The sequence below is a fragment of the Streptomyces sp. NPDC048496 genome, from assembly GCF_043200055.1.
Classification (GTDB): Bacteria; Actinomycetota; Actinomycetes; order Streptomycetales; family Streptomycetaceae; genus Streptomyces.
On the sequence record NZ_JBICXB010000022.1, the window covers coordinates 42343 to 58921 of the forward strand.

Sequence of the window (16579 nt, forward strand, 5' to 3'; positions counted from 1 at the left end):
CTCGGCGACCGCCCACGCCCCGGTCAGCCGCCCAGGAAGCCGGTGATCCGCTCCCGCAGCCCGTGCGGATCGAGGCCGTGTGCGGCGAGGTGTTCGTTCATCTGCCCGTACCGGCGAAGCTCCGCCTTCCCCACCCCGAGCCCAAGTACCCGGTGCGGCAGTTCGACGAGCGCATCGTTGACGGCGCCCGTCGACGTGCCCGCCAGGTACGGCTCGACGATCACCACGTCCGCCGTCTCGCGGCTTCCGACCGCGCGCCGGAGTCCCGTCGCGTCGAAGGGGCGCACGGTTGTCGCGTACAGCACCGTCACATCCAGGCCGTCCGTCGCTGCCAGGACGTTGTCGAGCATGGGGCCGACGGCGATCACCGCCCCGCTGCTCCCCTCCCGCACCGGCGTGAACCCGGCACCGACGCCGACCGCCCGGGCCCGCTCGTTCTGCTGGAGCGAGAGCCGCAGATAGACCTTGTCCTCCCCGGCGGCAGCCTGCCGCAGCAGGGCTTCCGCCTCGTCGGGGTGGCCCGGCACCTGCACCGTCCAGCCGTCGAGGGTGTCCATCAGCGCGACATCGCCGGGCGCCATGTGGGTGACGCCGCCGGCGGGCCAGTCGTACGAACCTCCGGCGCTGACCAGCACCCCGGACACGCCCTGATGCCCGAAGTCGAGCTTTACCTGCTCGAAGGGCCGCTCCACCAGGAACGGGGCGAACGTATGCATGATCGGTCGCATCCCGGTCAGTGCCAGTCCGGCCCCCGCGCCGACCAGCAGCTGCTCCCGGATACCGACATTGATCACCCGGTCCGGATGGGTGCGCGCGGCGCGGTCGAAGCCGTCCCGGCTGATCTCGGCCAGCACCACGGCCAGCCTGGGGTCGTCGTCCAGCAGCCGCGACGCGGTGGTGATGAAGCGGTCACGCATGGTGTCCATGGGCCGGTTCTCCCTCGTTCTGTATCGCTGAGTCGTTGGTGTGCGGTGGTGCGGGGGGTCAGTTCTTGGGGGAGACACCGGCGACCACGGCCCGTGGCTGCCCAGGATGCGGTGCCGTGTATGCCGCGTACAGCGCCTCGTGGTCGCGCCCGTCCACGGTCACGGCCGACCAACCGGCCGCCTCGAACCGGGACGCGATGCCGCCGGGCCACCCGAAGGTGGCGGAGGCGTTGTCGATCACCAGGGTGTGCAGCTGCTCGAGTCCGGCCGGACCGGCGTAGGCGATCGCCTCGTGGTTGCTGCCCTCGTCCAGCTCGGCGTCCCCGATCAGCACCCAGACCCGGGGGTCGGTCAGCCCCTGTGCCCGGAGCCCGAGCACACTTCCGACAGCCAGTGGCAATCCGTGTCCCAGCGAACCGCTGCCGATCTCCGCGCCGGGGACGAGCATGCGGTCCGGGTGATGCCCCAGTGGTGAGTCGTACCCCCCGAATCCGGGCAGCAACTCCTCGTCGAGGAAGCCGTGCGCGGCGAGGACGGCGTAGTACGCCATCGGTCCGTGCCCCTTGGAGAGCAGGAACCGGTCCCGGTCCGGGGCGTCGACGGTGTCGGGGGTGACGCGCAGCACCTGGTCGTACAGAACCCAGAGGGCGTCGAGGGTGGAAGTGGCGGCGGGCCCGTGCTTCTCGTCGCCGGTCATCAGGCTCATCAGGCGGTTCAGGTCACGATATGTGTGCGCTGGAGCGGCGGTCTTGATCGTCATGCGTCCAGCATTCAACCTCAAGCGTGGTTGAGGTCAAGCATGGAAAGCGGTTCGTGGGCACCCGCTCAAGTGCGGTATTGTTCTCATGCGCGTTCGGCCAGGGGGAAGCCCGGGTCAGGCGAGCATCGGGACGTGGCGCAGCTTGGTAGCGCACTTGACTGGGGGTCAAGGGGTCGCAGGTTCAAATCCTGTCGTCCCGACTCGAAGGAGTCGCAGGTCAGGAGCTGTTTCAGAGCAATCTGAGACGGCTCCTTGATCGTTTTTGGGGGCCAGTTGGGGACCAACGCCCTTGACCGTGTCGGCGGGCGACCACGATCGGGCTCGGCGGGGAGCGCGGGGCGCGCAACATGCTGAGGTGCGCCGAGAGAGCGGCGCCGGCGGCGGTGATCTTGTGCACGTCGGGGTGCGGATATTTCTGGGTGATGGTCAGTGAGCCGTGCTCGGCGATCTTGCGTAGGACGTGCACCTGGACCCCGGCATCGGCGAACCCGGTGAGTCCCGTGTGCCGGACGTCAAGGCGGCGCAGGTGCTCGTACCCGAGCTTGGTGACGACGTCGTTCCAGTGGGTGGCGTCACGCAGGACTGCGGTGGAGATACAGTCGCGCGTCTTCAATTCCAGGCCGCGCAGGGCGAGTTCCATGTTCGTCTCGCCGTATTCGGCGAGCTTCATAGTGGCCACCGAGAGGGCAAGGCCGGCTTCTGTGGCCTCGATGATGGTCTGGATCCACGCCTGTGCCTGCCGCTAAGGGCGACAGGACCGGACGGGGTCGCGCTTGCCGATCTTGCTCATCAATCGGTCGATTACTCAACAGGGGCTGGGTTCGGTGCCGCCGTTGCGGCGGAGGTGGGCCAGGACGGCGCGGACCCGGCGGTGGCCGCTGTCGCCGGCCGACAGGCCGAGTTTGAGGAAGATGCTGCCGATGTGTTTGTGGACGGCGTTGTCGGTGATGAAAAGCCGCTGGGCGATGGTGGCGTTGTCGTGCCCTTCGGCCATCAGAGCCAGGACCTCGCGTTCGCGGGGGGTGAGGGCGTCGACGGGATCGCTGCGGACGGCGAGGAGTTGGGCGATGACCTCGGGGTCCATGGCGGTGCCGCCGGCGGCCACGCGGCGCAGTGCGTCGGTGAATTCTGCGATACGGCTCACCCGGTCTTTGAGTAGATAGCCGATGCCGCCGCGGGTGTCGGAGAGGAGGCGGCCGGCGTATTCCTGCTCGACGTACTGAGACAGGACCAGGACGGGAAGTCCGGGGCGGTCGCGGCGAGCCCGGAGGGCGGCGCGGATACCCTCGTCGCGGAAGGTCGGGGGTAGCCGCACGTCGACGATGGTGACGTCCGGGCGGTGGGTCTCGACGGCGGCGAGGAAGCCGGGGGCGTCATCCGTGATCGCGGCGACCTCGAAGCCCTGGGATCCCAGCAGGAGTTCGAGTCCGGAGGACAGCAGGACGTTGTCCTCGGCGATGACTACACGCACGGCAACTCCATGGTGAGGGTGGTCGGCCCGCCCGGCGGGCTGCTGATCTTCATGGTGCCGTCCAGGGCGGCGGCGCGGCGGCGAATTCCGTCCAGGCCGCTGCCTCGAGATGCGTCCGCCCCGCCGGTCCCGTCGTCGGTGATCTCTGCGGACAGCATCGCGCCGTTGCGGGTGACGCGGACGTGGGGGTCTTCGTGCATGCGGCGGCCGATGCCGTGGCCGCCGAAGTCGGCGGGCATGCCGCAGGCCGCCTTGCGGGCGACGGTGTCGACGGCGTGGGAGATGTCGCCGATGCGACTGCCCACCTGGGCGGCGGCGATGCCGGCGTCGAGGGCTTGCTGGGTGGCTTCGATCAGTTCGAGGTCGCCGGGGCGTGGTGTTCCGACGGTGAAGGTGATGGCCGCGTCGCCGGTCCAGCCGTCGAGCTGGGCGCCGCAGTCGATGCTCACCAGGTCGCCGTCGCGCAGCCGGTAGCCGGTGGGGATGCCGTGCGACACGGCGTCGTTGACGGACGTGCAGATCACGGCCGGGAAAGGCACAGGGGCGAAGGACGGCCGGTATCCGAGGAACGGGGAGTCGGCTCCGGCCTCGGCCAGAACTGACCGGGCCGCTTCGTCCAGTTCTTGCAGGGATACCCCCACGCCGGCTGCTTCTTGGGCTGCGGCCAGGGCGCGGGCCACCACACGTCCGGCTTCCCGCATCGCGTCCAATGCGGCATCGGTCTTGATCTCCACCATGTGTTTGGCTCCCTGCAGGACGTCGACCCAATACTTATACCGGTATTGGTATCACGGACTTGGTGAGAGCTCCTCTGGCTCCGTGGGAACGGGAACGCGGTGAGCGGCTCGGTGCGTTGCTGCGTCGAGCGCGCGGCAGCCGGAGCATGGCGGAGGTGGCGGCCGCGGCGGGGGTTTCCGCGGAGACTCTGCGCAGGATTGAGACCGGCCGGGCCCCGACCCCCGCCTTCTTCGCCATTGCGGCCCTGGCTGCGGCGCTGCATGTGTCTCTGGACGAGTTGGCGGCCGCGTGCGCGCGTGACCCGAACTGGCATCCCGGAAGGCCCTCCATCGGGATTCGTCAGACCGTCGCCTCATCGGCGGGCTACCGTACGGACACCACGCGTTGCTCACGGTAACCAGAGGAGGAATCCTGTGCCATCGCCCTGCGACCCCCTGTACGCTCCCGCCGGCGATGTGGGTACAGCGCTCATGGTGATCGACTCTCGGCTCAAAGCCATTCACGACGGCAAGGCCGAAACCGACCCCGAACAGCAGCAGTTGATCGACCAATTCACCGCGTCACTGGGCCCCAAGGAAGCCCATGACGTGGTGGACGGCGCGTGCACGCTCATCTACATGTTCATGCAGTGGCTGCGGACGACCTACGAGGACCACGACAGGGACGTCATCGAGTACGTGGTGCCCAGCTTCGTGGCCTCGATGCGCATGATGCCCAAGAGCGTCCGCCCCGAGGTCATCCCCACCATGACTGGCCTCGTCGTCGCGGCCGGCACCGGCCTGAGCCCCAGCCTGTGGCGCAAGCAGTACGGAGACTGGACTGGGGACGAGATGAATTCCCTGGAAGTCACGGCCGTGCTACTCGCGGAGCACATCAACCGGCTCACTGACGACCGCGACTTCGCCACCCGCGTGATCACCGAAGCTCTGTCCATCTCGGACCAGGACTGACACGCGGCATCTTCGCGAGAGCCCTCTCAGGGCGACAGCCTTTTCCCACCTGCTGACCGTGGCGCTCTCACCCTGAGCCTGTCCTCTGCCCTTCCAAGGTCCCGGGGGCGTGGTGGGCTCCGCTGGCATGCCGCGTGAGGGGCCGGTACGGGTGAGCGGTGTTCGACTCGGCGACACTCAGGGAAGGTGGCGTGTTCATGTTCCGCTCCTAACGTCGGCGGCCCGAGTCACACATTTTCGAGGGGAATCTCCCGAGCATGCGACGTAGACCTGTGAAGACGCTGACGGTCCTGGCCCTGACCGGCGCCGTGGCCGCCGGTACGGCGATCACCGCCAACTCCGCTCCCCAGCACGACGGTCAAGGGAAGGAGATCCGCAACGTCATCTACCTGCTCGGTGACGGAATGGGCCGCACGCACGTCACGGCCGGCCGCGACCGCTACTACGGGGCGGCCGGCAAACTCAACATGGAGCGCCTGCCGTACACGGGCGCGGTCGCCACCTACGCCGTCGAGAAGGGCAGCGAGCAGCCCGCATTGGTCACCGACTCGGCCAGCTCGGCCACCGCCTGGTCGTCGGGCGTCAAGACGTACAACGCGGCGATCGGCGTCGACACCTACGAGAAGAAGGTGTCGACGCTGATGGAGGAGGCCAAGTCGGCCGGCTTCGCCACGGGAAACGTGTCCACTGCCGAGATCACCGACGCCACTCCGGCGGCCCAGTTCAGCCACGCGCTGCTGCGCGGCTGCCAGGGCCCGGTCTACTCCGACGCCGCCTGCCTGCCGAAGAAGGCCGACGGCACGTATGAGCCGGCGCCCAAGGACAAGACGCTGATCACGCCGATCGCCGAGCAGATCGCCCGCAACGGCACGGCGGACGTGATTCTCGGCGGCGGCCTCGCCCGCTTCGAGCCGGACGACCAGAAGGCGCTGCAGGCGCAGGGCTATCAGGTGCTCGGCAGCTTCGGCGACCCGTCGCTTCCGGCGCAGACCGCCGCCAGCCAGAAGGTCGCCACCAAGACCGACCTGGACATGGCCCAGGGCAAGAAGGTCATCGGCCTGTTCAACCGGGGCAACCTGACCGTAGAGCAGGCGAAGGCCTCCCTGCCCGCGGACGCCCCGCAGAAGCAGGAGCCGACACTGGCGGACATGACCAAGAAGTCCCTTTCGCTGCTGAACGGCCGCTCGAAGAAGGGCTTCCTGCTCCAGGTCGAAGGCGCCCAGATCGACAAGCGCTCGCACGCCAACGACGCCGCCCAGACGCTCGCCGAGGTCAAGGCGTTCGACGACGCGGTCAAGGCGGCGTACGACTTCGCGAAGAAGGACGGCCACACCCTGGTCGTCGTCACGGCCGACCACGAGTGCGCCGGCTTCAACATCATCGAGAAGGGCACCTACACCAACGCAGAGGCCGTCGCGCCCCCGGCCAACACCGACGCGGGCAACCCGGCCAACAACAGCACCCCGTCCCGCTCGTCCTCCGGCGCCAAGGATGCGGCCCGCTCCAGCGGCATCGTCAACGGCGCGGGCTCCGGCGACGCGAAGAACTTCGCGCCCGCCACGTTCCGTACGCCCGACGACCCGAAGGATGTGAAGGACGGCAGCGTAGACGCCAGCCTCTGGCTGACCTACCTGTCCGGCAACCACACCGGCGCCGACGTGCCCATCTACGCCTACGGCCCGAACGGCAGCGCCTTCGCCGCCAGCCAGAACAACACCGAGCTGTACGGAAAGCTGTACCGCTCGCTGTTCGGCACCGCGCCCCAGCACGACTGACCTCTTTGAGGCCAGGGCCGGGAGGGTTTCTCCCTCCCGGCCCCGGCCCGGATGCATCTGGAGTACGACGATGAGACACCTCACCCGCTCCCAGGCGTTCGCCACACTGGGCGCCGTCATGCTGGCGGCCCTCACTGGCTGCAGCACCGCCGCGGACGCCGACCGCGCCGATGCGAAGCCGTCGCCGACGCTCACTCCGGCCGCCCTGCCCGCCCCGCGTTCCGCCCCTGCCCCGGCTCTCACGCTCACCTCCCTGCCCAAGCGGGGCGAAGTCCGTATCGAGGAGGGGCCGTTCACCGACCGGGTACGTGTCACCCGTCTCGCCCTCACGAAGAAGCCGACAGTCACGGGCCATGTGGCCATCACTTCTGATGTCAGTGACGTCCTCGCCCTGGAACTACGTGCCGCTTACTACGACGCCGACGGCCGCCTGCTCGGCACGGGCAGCTTCCAGTACCAGGAAGAAGGAGAGGACGCGCACGGCGACGACCACCATGACGGCCCGCGCGCGGCCGGGAACGGAATCGACTTCACCGTGCCCGCGAAGAAACTCACCGGCACTCCGGCCACCGCGGTGGTCTCCATCCCCGTACTGGTCAACGAGTAACCGTCCCCAGCCGGTAGCTGACGGAACACCGTGGCGCGCGACCGTCCCGCCGCAACCGGTGCCGCCAGTACGACGCCTTCCGCACCATCTGTACAGTTGCGCAATTACACATCGCGCCACTGGGCCCAGTTCGGGCCACGTACACCCGGACCCGGGTCAACGACGTGGGCGCCATCAGCTGGACCGTCCTCGGGCTTATCGCCGGAGCCATCGCGAAGATCCTGGCGCCGCCCAGCCAGAGCGGCCCGCGGCACTGTCGGGCCTGGCGGGCCGGCTGACCATCGACGCCTACAACCTCAGCGAAGCGCTCCACGGGGCCATGCCCGTGCCACACCCGTCAGTCCGGGCGGACCGGGTGGATCGTCGGAGTCCGCTTCTACAGCGCGGCCGTTGGGCGCTCCCTGCCGGTGGCGGCCTCCTCGGGCTGAGCCGCTCGCGGGCGTGGCCGCCCGATCAGAGGTCACCCGACAGGCTCTCAGCCGCCGGTGGGTGCAGCGGCAGCACCATTCGGAGCAACGAGCCGCTCGGCCGTTCGGACACCACGGTGAGGCCACCGCCATGACCCTCTACGATGGCGCGCACGATCGCCAGGCCGAGCCCGGTGCCGGGGCGCCCCGACGACTGCGGTTGGCCGCTCCCGTCGTTCGCCTGCGACCTTGCGAAGCCGATGCCCCCGTCCTCCACGTCGACCACGGCACCATTGCGGGCCGCGCGACAGCGCAGCGCGACGGCGTCCCCGTCCACGGTGAACTTCACGGCGTTCTCCACCAGGGCGTCGAGGGCGGCCTCGAGCCGTGACTCGTCACCTTCGATCAGGACGGAAGGCGCGTCCACGTGCCAGTCACGGTCCGAGGCCGGCCGCCACCGCTCGACCGTCCGCCGCAGGAGAGAGCCGAGGTCGACGGGCCCCCACTCGAACTCGGTGGGCTCGTAGGCGTCGGCCAGAACGAGGAGACGCCCGGCGAGGCCGCCGAGCTTGTCCAGCTCGTCCACGACGACGTCGAGGTCCTCCTTGCTCTCCGGGGTCGGCAGCTCGTTGCGGACCATCTCCGCGTAGCAGCGGGCCACCGTGATCGGCGTCCGCATCTCGTGTGAACAGTTGCGGACGAACAGCTCCTTGACCTCCTGTGCGCGACGCTCGCGCTCGACAAGGCTCTGCGTCTCCGCGAGGGCAGCGGCTCGTCGGCGTACATGCCAAACCATGGTGAGGAACACCAGCGCCATCAGCGGCACCTCGGCGAGCTCGTCCCAGGAGGCGTAGCCCTGCGCGACGACCCCGCTCAGCGTGGTACCCGTGACCAAGGCGACCACGGTCAGCACGATGAGCGTGCGACGGGCCGACCAGCTCTGGACGCCGTAGACGAGGGACAGGCTGATCCACACCAGGTGGAACACCACGGTCTCGAGGTCGGGCACGACGAAGATAAGCAGCTGGCTGCACGCGGCGAACAGCACCCAGCCGACGAAGAGGAAACGTCGGTGCTCAGCCGGCGCTGAACGCGTACCCGACATTGCGCACCGTCTCGATGACCGGCCGGGGCACCTTGCCGCGGATCCGGCGGACCGTCACGTCGACCACGTTGCTCCCGGGGTCGTCGGCGTAGCCCCAGACGCTCGCGAGGAGCTCACGTCGGCTGCACACCTCCCCGGCCCGCCGCATGAGGTGGCCGAGCAGCATGAACTCGCGGTGCGAAAGGGGCACGTTCCTCCCGTCGAGGCTCAGCGCCTGCCGCTCGAGATCGAGGGTGACCTCCCCGACGTGCAGCCACCGCTGGGAAATGCCGGTGGAGGGCGCACGGAGCCTGGTGCGGACACGCTCCACGAGTTCCGCGGTCGCGAAGGGCTTGCCGAGGAAGTCGACGGCCCCGATCCGCAGGCAACGGACCCGTGTGGCGACGTCCATCACGGCGGACAGGACGAGGACCCGTTGGTCGGGTCGCAGTTCGAAGGCGCGCCGCATCACCTCGAAACCGTCGAACCCCGGCAGCATGAGGTCGAGCACGACCAGGTCGAACTCGCCGTCTCGCAGGCGCCGTACGGCGTCCGGGCCGGATCCCGTGCCGTCCACGACGTGGCCGTCCGCTTCCAGCGTGCGCATGAGGTAGGCACGCAGCCGTGCCTCGTCCTCGACGACCAGCAGCCGAGTCATGGTGGCCACTACCTCCCCTGCACCGCACTCGACAGTGCCCCTCCTGGGCTGTCATCTGCGGCTGTCCCCGGACCTTTGTAAGTGCCGCCCCCGGGATTCCGCAGCCAATCTCGGATAGTGCCGCGATTCGTCCCGGTTTGGTGCCCGCCGAAGGCGACCTGTGTGACGGTGCGCGAGTAGGCGCATACGCAGGGCGATGGCGCGCCGATGCGCCGACGTCCCGCGCGGCCCGGCCTCGCGACTCCCCGTCATGACAGATGGATGAGAGACCTGTCATCTTCGCCCACACCTGTGGCGTCCCGCCGCACAGTTGTCGCGCGGCCCCGCGGGTCGCGGCACTGGGTCGGTGGCAGGGGCTCGTGACCTCGTTCACGCCGCCTCCCGGTGGCCAGGGGTCGGACCCGAGCGCGCAAACGGCGGCGGGTCACCAAGGGGAGGGTGAAGGCGTGTTCATCGAACGGGCGAAGAGATCGCTGGAGGCGTGGGTACGGCTCACCGTCGCAGTGATCATCTCCGGGGCGGCGGTGGCGATCTTGATAGGTCTGCCACCGTCGCCGGTGCGGCAGGCGCAGGCGGCTGCCGTCGGCGGGCCGAGCAGTCCGACGGACGAGACGAAGGTTCCGCACTACTTCGGCCCGTCGCCGAACTGGGCCAACAGCCCGCTGACGGTGTCGAAGGCCAGTGTGACCATCACGTCCACCACGGGCGCCGGGACCGGCGCCGAGGCGACGGCAACCGTGGACCCGCAGACCGGCGGCGTCGCGAGCATCGACGTGACCGCCCCGGGCCACGGCTACGTCGCCGGCGCGACAACGGTCACCATCGACGGTGGCACCACGGCAGCGACCGCGGAGGCCACTGTCCAGTCGAGCGGGGGTGTGGTCAGCCTCAAGGCCGGCGCGGCCGGCAGCGGCTACGGCGGCTTCGCGGTCGACATCAGCGGCGGCGGCGGAAGCGGTGCCGCCGCAACGGCCTCCGGTGGGGTGGACGCCGTGACGATCACCGACGGCGGGTCGGGCTACACCATGCCGACGGTGGACTTCGACCTTCCCGACGACCCGAACGGCACCGTGGCCAAGGGGCACGTCGAGCCGGCCGATCTCGCCGCCGACGGCAGCGTCACCAAGGTGACCGTCGACGATCCCGGCGGGGGCTACAGCAACGCACCCGGCGTCGCGATCCACAACGGCACGTTGGCCGAGCCGATCCTCGGCGCGACGGAGGCGAAGGCCTCCGGCAGCCTGAAGCTGGTGGCGCTGAGCGTGGACAAGATCGGCTCCGGCTACACCACAGCGCCCGACGTCACCATCACCGACCCGACGGGGAAGGGAGGCACCGGGGCGGCGGCGAGCGCCGTGACGGACGTCGGGGCCATCCGTGCCATCAAGGTCACCGACCCGGGGGCCGGCTACCTCACGGTCGGGATGAAGAAGTTCCAGGACGAGCTGCCGGTCACCTGCGACCCCGGGGCGGACGGCACGGGTTGTCCCGACGTCCCACAGCTGCGGGCGCCGTCGACGAAGCCGTCGGAGAAGTTCATCCCCAGGGGTGTGCCGGAGCCTGTCACCACCAGCGGCAAGCCGGCCGACGAATACGTCATCGGTCTCGTGCAGTACCTCACCCGGTTCTCCTCGGACCTGCCGCCGACCCTGGTGCGCGGCTACGTCCAGCTGTCGACGGACGCGGTGCCCGGACGGAAGGTGCCGCTCTACAACGAGATGATGGACGGCACCAGGCGACCGCTGCCGTACACGGGTGTGACCTCGCCGCAGTGGATGGGCCCCCTCATCGCCGCGACCAAGGACCGGCCGGTGCGAATCGTGTTCCGCAACCTGCTCCCGAAGGGCGCCGACGGTGACCTGTTCCTGCCGGTCGACAGCACCGGCATGGGCTCCGGCATGGGCCCGATGGCGATGCCCGCACCGAAGAACGACGGCACCGTCATGGACAAGGTGCGCAATCCGACGTGCACGAACGCCAAGACCGGCTGCTTCACGGACAACCGGGCCACGCTGCACCTGCACGGGGGCATCACGCCGTGGATCAGCGACGGCACCCCCCACCAGTGGATCACCCCGGCCGGCGAGACCACGGACTGGCCGCAGGGTGTCAGCGTGCAGAACGTGCCAGACATGGTGGACGGCAACGGGGCGACGCTCTGCGCCGCGAAGGACGACGGCTGCTCGACGTTCTACTACACCAACCAGCAGAGCGCGCGGCTGATGTTCTACCACGACCACTCCTACGGCATCACCCGGCTGAATGTGTACGCCGGCGAGGCCGCGGGCTACACCATCACCGACGACACCGAGAAGGCGCTCGTCAGGAACGGCACTATCCCCGACGCGGCCGACACCCTCCCGCTGCTCGTCCAGGACCGCACGTTCGTGCCGGACGACGCGCAGCTCAAGGAGCAGAAGGACGCAGGCGGCAAGGTCGTCTCCTACGGTCAGGACCCCACCTGGGACACGAAACGCTGGGGCACCAAGGGCAGCTTCTGGTACCACCACGTCTACATGCCCGCGCAGAACCCGGGCGACCCGTCGGGCATGAGCGCGTACGGGCGCTGGATGTACGGGCCGTGGTTCTGGCCACCGGCGGGCGACACCAAGTACGGGCCGATCGCCAACCCGTACTACGACCCGAAGTGCAAGCTGGACGACCCGTCGACCTGGCAGTACCAGACCGACCCGCACTGCGAGCCGGAGCAGATCCCCGGCACTCCCAACATCTCGATGGGCATGGAGCAGTTCAACGACACGCCCATCGTCAACGGGGTCGCCTACCCGAAGGTGACGCTTCAGCCGAAGACCTACCGGATGCGGCTGCTCAACGCAGCGAACGACCGGTTCTTCAACTTCCAGTGGTACACCGCCGACCCGAAGCAGGGCGACGGCACGACCGAGGTGGCGCTGAAGCCGAGGGAGCTGGAGGCCGCGCAGACCGACCCGAACGTGTCGCCCACCCCGGTGGACGCGAACAACGACGCCGCCGGGCCGGACTGGATCCAGATCGCCAACGAAGGCGGCTTCCTGCCGGCGCCCGCAGTCATCGACGGTCAGCAGCCGACGACCTGGATCACCGACCCAACGCGCTTCGACGTCGGCAACGTGGACAAGCACTCGCTGGCTCTCGCGCCGGCCGAGCGGGCCGACGTGCTGGTGGACTTCTCGAAGTTCGCCGGCAAGACGCTCATCCTGTACAACGACGCACCCGCGGCCTATCCGGCACGCGTCTCGTCGTACGACTACTACACGGGCGCACCCGACCTCAGCCCGGTCGGTGCACCGAAGATCCTGCCGGGGTACGGTCCCAACACCCGCACCGTGATGCGGGTGACCATCGCGGACAAGACGCCGGCTCCGACGTTCGACCTGGCAAAGCTGCGGACCGCCTTCAGGCACCACGCGGACGGCTCGGGCGTCTTCGAGTCCGGGCAGAACCCGGTGATCGTCGGGCAGGCGGCCTACAACTCGGCGTATGGCACGAGCTTCGCCGCCAGCAGCAACTGCAACGTCAAGAATACGTCCGTGAACACCTGTGACGGCCTGGTCCGCGTGAACGACACGTCGACGTTCGGCTTCAACACGCTGAAGGCACCGACCACCAAGATGACGATGCCGTTGCAGCCGAAGGCCATCCACGACGAGATGAACGCGACCGCGTTCGACGACTTCGGCCGCATGGAAGCCAACCTCGGCATCGAGGCGCAGCCACCGACGCCGGGAGCGCAGAACGTGACGTTGTACCCGTACATCAACCCGCAGACCGAGGTGATCGACGGCACCGACCTGCCCAAGGGCGATGTCAAGGTGACGCCGATAAGAACCAACGCGGACGGGACGCAGATCTGGCGGTTCACCCACAACGGGGTGGACACACACCCGATCCACTTCCACCTGTACGACGTCCAAGTCCTCAACCGCGTGACCTGGGACAACATCATCATCCCGCCGGACGCCAACGAGCTGGGGTGGAAGGACACGGTGCGGATGAGCCCATTGGAGGACACGATCGTCGCGCTGCGGCCGGTCGTGCCGACGGTACCCTTCGAGGTGCCGAACTCCATCAGGCCACTCGACCCGGCGATGCCACTCGGTGACACGTCGATGTTCAACAACGTCGATCCGCAGGGCAACCCGACGGCGGCCATCACCAACAAGCTGGTGAACTTCGGCTGGGAGTACGTCATCCACTGTCACATCCTCAGCCACGAGGAGATGGACATGATGCGCCCGGAGTCGCTGGCGCTGCCGCCGTTGAAGGCCAGCGGGCTCTCGACAGCCGTCGTGGGCACGGGCAAGAACGCCCGGATCCGGCTGGCGTGGCAGGACAACTCGGTCAACGAGACCTCCTTCGTCGTCCAGCGGACCAGTGACGGCACCACGTGGGCCGACATCGGCACAGTCGTCTCGCCACTGGACAAGCCGAACATCCACCAGGCCCGCGCCTTCGACGACCCGACGGCATCGGTGACCACGCCGTACCTCTACCGGGTGGTCGCGCTCAACACGGTCGGATACGGCAGCGAGTTCCCGAGCATGACGGCGAAGTCGGTGTCGGACCCGGTCGGCGTCAACGCTCCGCTGTCTCCGACCGGCCTGACCGCCGCGTCGCAGACCGGGCCGAAGGTCAGCCTCACCTGGCGCGACAACGCGACCAACGAGTCCGGGTTCGTCGTCGAGCGGTCCACGGACAACGGCGTGACGTTCAGCCAGGTCGGCACGGCCCCGGCCCGCAAGAACACCGGAACGGTCACGTTCGTGGACGGCACCGTCGCACTGGGGTCGACCTACCAGTACCGGGTCTCGGCGGTGAACATCGCCGGGCACGGCACGACGCCTCCCGTCACGGTCAGGATGTCGGCCCCGTCGGTGCCGGCAGGCCCGTCGGCAAGGGCAGTCCGGGTCGGCGGCAAGGAAAGGATCCTGATGACCTGGGGTGATGTCTCGGGCGAGTCCGGCTATGCCGTCAGGTGGAGCAAGACCAGCGCGTTCACCACGGTGGCCGGGACGTCGCCCAGGATTCCCGCCGACCCCCGGCGCTACACGACGGGCTCACTCGCTCGCCAGGTCTGGTACGTGCAGGTCCGAGCGACCAACGCACTCGGAAGCTCGGCGTGGTCGTCCCCGGTCCGGGTGCCCGCGGCACCGTGACGCCGGGAAGGACGGAGCCGGTTCCGGCCGAGTGACCAAGCAGACCAGGAGGGCGGGGCCGCGCCCGCCCTCCTGGCTCTTGGCCGGTCGGCGATTTCTGCGGTGCCGGATGCTGGTCGGCCGCGCAGGTGCACGAGGACGACCGCGCGGGTGGTGGACTGGATGAGGGGTTACCCCGCCCTTCCGGGCAACATCCAGGCCGAGGCGGCAGGCCGTGTGCCGGCGGCCCGTCGTGTCGCCGTCCCTACGTGTTCGCAGCACTTTGGACGTCCTCGTGCAGATGCACGATCAACCATCGGCCGTCGCTGCCGCCGCGTCGCAGGACGGCGGTGTTGCGTACCAGTTCCGGCGCGGCGGCATGGAATTCGACGCGAAGCCAGTATCGGGCCACGGCCAGGTCCGCGAAGACGTCGACGGCTTGGCCGTACGCCGTCAGTGATGCCGGGGCAGGGCTGACGGCCGCCGTGGGACGGGCGTCGCGGACGCGGTCCAAATCGGCCTTCCCGCAGAGCAGTTCGGAGGTCGCGGAGTCCCAGACGGTGGCATCGGGGTCCAGGAAGGCGTCGATGCGGTCGCGGTCGCCCGTGGTGTAGGCCTGGTACATGCCGGTGATCACCGCCCAGACGGCCACAAGGTCGGCGGGAGTGCCTCCGGGGCGCGCGGCCGCAGGCATGGACGGAACGGTGGGGGGCGGTGAAGCGGGCATGCGGGTGTGTCCTTCGGTACGAACGCGATGCGAGGGCGCGGGAGCGGGTCAGGGGCGGTCATGGGCCCACGTCTGCAGGGTCAACGGGCGTTTCTTGTCGACCGTGGTGAGCGGCGGCTCGTCCGTGAGGTGGAAACCCGCAGCGCGGGCGACGGCGACGCCGGCTCCGTTCTCCGCCTCGATGGCCACCGTCACTCAGGGGATGACGACCAGGTCGCGGCCGGTGAGGTTGAGGCGCTCCGCCCCATCCTCGGTACAGATCACAATGTCCTCGATCCGTGCCCCGTACCGGTCGGGCAGGTAGATGCCGGGCTCAACGGAGAAGGCCATCCCGGGCTCCAGCGGCAGCGCGGAGCCGGACACGATGTAGGGCTCCTCATGGCTTTCCAGGCCGATACCGTGTCCGGTGCGGTGGATGAAGAATGCGCCGTAGCCGGCGTCGGTGATGATGTCGCGGCCGATCGCGTCCAGCTGTCCCGCGGTGAGGCCCGGCCGTACCGCCTTGGTCTGGGCGGTCTGAGCGCGCAGCAGTACGTCATGGAGCCGACGGAATTCCTCGGGTGGTTCCCCGATCGCGTAGACGCGGGTGGAGTCGGAGCAGTAACCGTCCCGGGTGGTGCCGCCGATGTCGACGACCACCGGGTCGCCGGGCCGGATCACCCGGTCGGACAGCTCGTGGTGCGGGCTGGCACTGTGGGGCCCGGAGCCCACGATGACGAAGTCGACCCGCACATGCCCCTCTGCCAGGATCGCCTCGGCGATGTCCCGGCCGACTTCGCGCTCGGTGCGCCCGGCCCGCAGCCACTCGCCCATGCGGGCGTGCACCCGGTCGATGGCCGTCCCCGCCCGGCGCAGAGCGGTCACCTCCGGCGGGGTCTTGCGCATCCGGAGCTCGTTCAGCACGCTTCCGGCGAGTTCCTGCCGCGTGCCTGGCAGCGCGGTGCGGAAGGCGGTGGTCTTCTCCGCCCACATGTGGTTGTCGACGCCAACGCGTGCCGTCCGGGAGGGCAGCCGGGCCGCGATGATGGCGTAGGGGTCGTCGGTCTCGCTCCAGCCAGTGATCTCGAGGCCGAGGCCGCCGGCCGGGGAGGCCTGCGCCGCGGACTCCTCCAGCGCCGGCACCACGAGGAACGGCGGACCGTCGACGGGCACGACCAAGCAGGTCAACCGTTCAAGCGGCTTGGCGTCGTATCCGGTCAGGTAGCGCAGATCGGCGCCGGGTGAGATCAGCAGGGCGTCCAGCCCGGCGCGGGCCGCGGCCTCGCGGGCGTTGTGGAGACGGCCGGCGGGCCAGAGGTCCTGGTCGGACTCGGCGGTACGGGTCTGATCGTGCACGAGATC

Annotated in this window: 15 protein-coding genes and 1 tRNA gene; 6 read left to right on the top strand and 10 right to left on the bottom strand. The window is 69.1% G+C overall.

All coding sequences use genetic code 11. The features are described from left to right. Positions 1-23: 23 nt before the first annotated feature. Together ACGFSA_RS20485 and ACGFSA_RS20490 are read right to left on the bottom strand one after the other, a co-directional pair. Entirely contained in the window at positions 24-926 is a 903-nt protein-coding gene (locus ACGFSA_RS20485; RefSeq protein ID WP_393306096.1) for a transketolase family protein, read from the bottom strand. Positions 927-984: 58 nt separating this feature from the next. Then, positions 985-1686, bottom strand: coding sequence for a transketolase (locus ACGFSA_RS20490; RefSeq protein WP_393306098.1), 702 nt, complete (start codon positions 1684-1686; stop codon positions 985-987). 126 nt (positions 1687-1812) lie between these two features. Here ACGFSA_RS20490 and ACGFSA_RS20495 point away from each other — a divergent pair. Next, a tRNA-Pro gene (locus ACGFSA_RS20495) sits at positions 1813-1886 on the top strand. Between the two features lie 29 nt (positions 1887-1915). Here the strand turns inward: ACGFSA_RS20495 and ACGFSA_RS20500 are convergent. The 3 genes from ACGFSA_RS20500 to map form a co-directional block, all read right to left on the bottom strand. Continuing rightward, positions 1916-2356 carry a hypothetical protein gene (locus ACGFSA_RS20500; RefSeq protein ID WP_393306100.1) on the bottom strand — a complete coding sequence of 147 codons (441 nt, stop codon included), beginning with the start codon at positions 2354-2356 and terminating at the stop codon, positions 1916-1918. 135 nt (positions 2357-2491) lie between these two features. After that, the gene (locus ACGFSA_RS20505; RefSeq protein WP_393306102.1) at positions 2492-3157 is read right to left on the bottom strand and encodes a LuxR C-terminal-related transcriptional regulator; all 666 of its coding nucleotides are present in this window, start codon (positions 3155-3157) and stop codon (positions 2492-2494) included. Next, positions 3148-3894 carry a type I methionyl aminopeptidase gene (map, locus tag ACGFSA_RS20510; protein WP_393306104.1) on the bottom strand — a complete coding sequence of 249 codons (747 nt, stop codon included), beginning with the start codon at positions 3892-3894 and terminating at the stop codon, positions 3148-3150. The genes ACGFSA_RS20505 and map overlap by 10 nt, the downstream gene beginning before the upstream one ends. A gap of 59 nt (positions 3895-3953) precedes the next feature. On the opposite strand from map, the gene ACGFSA_RS20515 reads away from it, so the two are divergent. The 4 genes from ACGFSA_RS20515 (at position 3954) to ACGFSA_RS20530 (ending at position 7227) form a co-directional block, all read left to right on the top strand. Continuing rightward, positions 3954-4292: a helix-turn-helix domain-containing protein gene (locus ACGFSA_RS20515; protein ID WP_393306106.1), complete on the top strand. Its 339-nt coding sequence runs from the start codon at positions 3954-3956 to the stop codon at positions 4290-4292. 16 nt (positions 4293-4308) lie between these two features. Then, complete coding sequence (locus ACGFSA_RS20520) at positions 4309-4845, top strand: hypothetical protein (RefSeq protein WP_393306108.1); 537 nt, start codon at positions 4309-4311, stop codon at positions 4843-4845. Positions 4846-5102: 257 nt separating this feature from the next. Next, positions 5103-6620 (top strand): alkaline phosphatase, encoded by a 1518-nt coding sequence (locus tag ACGFSA_RS20525; RefSeq protein WP_393306110.1) that lies wholly within the window; start codon positions 5103-5105, stop codon positions 6618-6620. Positions 6621-6690: 70 nt separating this feature from the next. Beyond that, the gene (locus ACGFSA_RS20530; RefSeq protein ID WP_393306112.1) at positions 6691-7227 is read left to right on the top strand and encodes a hypothetical protein; all 537 of its coding nucleotides are present in this window, start codon (positions 6691-6693) and stop codon (positions 7225-7227) included. A gap of 453 nt (positions 7228-7680) precedes the next feature. Here the strand turns inward: ACGFSA_RS20530 and ACGFSA_RS20535 are convergent, their stop codons facing one another. Together ACGFSA_RS20535 and ACGFSA_RS20540 are read right to left on the bottom strand one after the other, a co-directional pair. Further along, a complete protein-coding gene (locus ACGFSA_RS20535) occupies positions 7681-8643 on the bottom strand; it encodes a sensor histidine kinase (RefSeq protein ID WP_393306114.1) in 963 nt (320 codons plus the stop codon). Between the two features lie 67 nt (positions 8644-8710). After that, positions 8711-9376 (bottom strand): response regulator transcription factor, encoded by a 666-nt coding sequence (locus ACGFSA_RS20540; protein WP_393306195.1) that lies wholly within the window; start codon positions 9374-9376, stop codon positions 8711-8713. Positions 9377-9822: 446 nt separating this feature from the next. On the opposite strand from ACGFSA_RS20540, the gene ACGFSA_RS20545 reads away from it, so the two are divergent. Beyond that, positions 9823-14532 carry a multicopper oxidase domain-containing protein gene (locus ACGFSA_RS20545; RefSeq protein ID WP_393306116.1) on the top strand — a complete coding sequence of 1570 codons (4710 nt, stop codon included), beginning with the start codon at positions 9823-9825 and terminating at the stop codon, positions 14530-14532. Between the two features lie 244 nt (positions 14533-14776). Here ACGFSA_RS20545 and ACGFSA_RS20550 read toward each other — a convergent pair whose 3' ends face one another. From ACGFSA_RS20550 to ACGFSA_RS20560, 3 genes are all read right to left on the bottom strand, one after another. Continuing rightward, on the bottom strand, positions 14777-15205 hold the full coding sequence (locus tag ACGFSA_RS20550; RefSeq protein WP_393306118.1) for a DUF4440 domain-containing protein: 429 nt from the start codon (positions 15203-15205) through the stop codon (positions 14777-14779). Between the two features lie 81 nt (positions 15206-15286). Beyond that, complete coding sequence (locus ACGFSA_RS20555) at positions 15287-15433, bottom strand: hypothetical protein (protein ID WP_393306120.1); 147 nt, start codon at positions 15431-15433, stop codon at positions 15287-15289. Then, positions 15434-16573: a M24 family metallopeptidase gene (locus tag ACGFSA_RS20560; RefSeq protein ID WP_393306122.1), complete on the bottom strand. Its 1140-nt coding sequence runs from the start codon at positions 16571-16573 to the stop codon at positions 15434-15436. Positions 16574-16579: the final 6 nt, after the last annotated feature.

Coding starts and splice junctions, on each gene's coding strand:
- ACGFSA_RS20530 (WP_393306112.1), top strand. CDS start 6,691: ATGAGACACCTCACCCGCTCCCAGGCGTTCGCCACACTGGGCGCCGTC.
- map (WP_393306104.1), bottom strand. CDS start 3,894: ATGGTGGAGATCAAGACCGATGCCGCATTGGACGCGATGCGGGAAGCC.
- ACGFSA_RS20550 (WP_393306118.1), bottom strand. CDS start 15,205: ATGCCTGCGGCCGCGCGCCCCGGAGGCACTCCCGCCGACCTTGTGGCC.
- ACGFSA_RS20500 (WP_393306100.1), bottom strand. CDS start 2,356: ATGAAGCTCGCCGAATACGGCGAGACGAACATGGAACTCGCCCTGCGC.
- ACGFSA_RS20540 (WP_393306195.1), bottom strand. CDS start 9,376: ATGACTCGGCTGCTGGTCGTCGAGGACGAGGCACGGCTGCGTGCCTAC.
- ACGFSA_RS20485 (WP_393306096.1), bottom strand. CDS start 926: ATGGACACCATGCGTGACCGCTTCATCACCACCGCGTCGCGGCTGCTG.
- ACGFSA_RS20490 (WP_393306098.1), bottom strand. CDS start 1,686: ATGACGATCAAGACCGCCGCTCCAGCGCACACATATCGTGACCTGAAC.
- ACGFSA_RS20525 (WP_393306110.1), top strand. CDS start 5,103: ATGCGACGTAGACCTGTGAAGACGCTGACGGTCCTGGCCCTGACCGGC.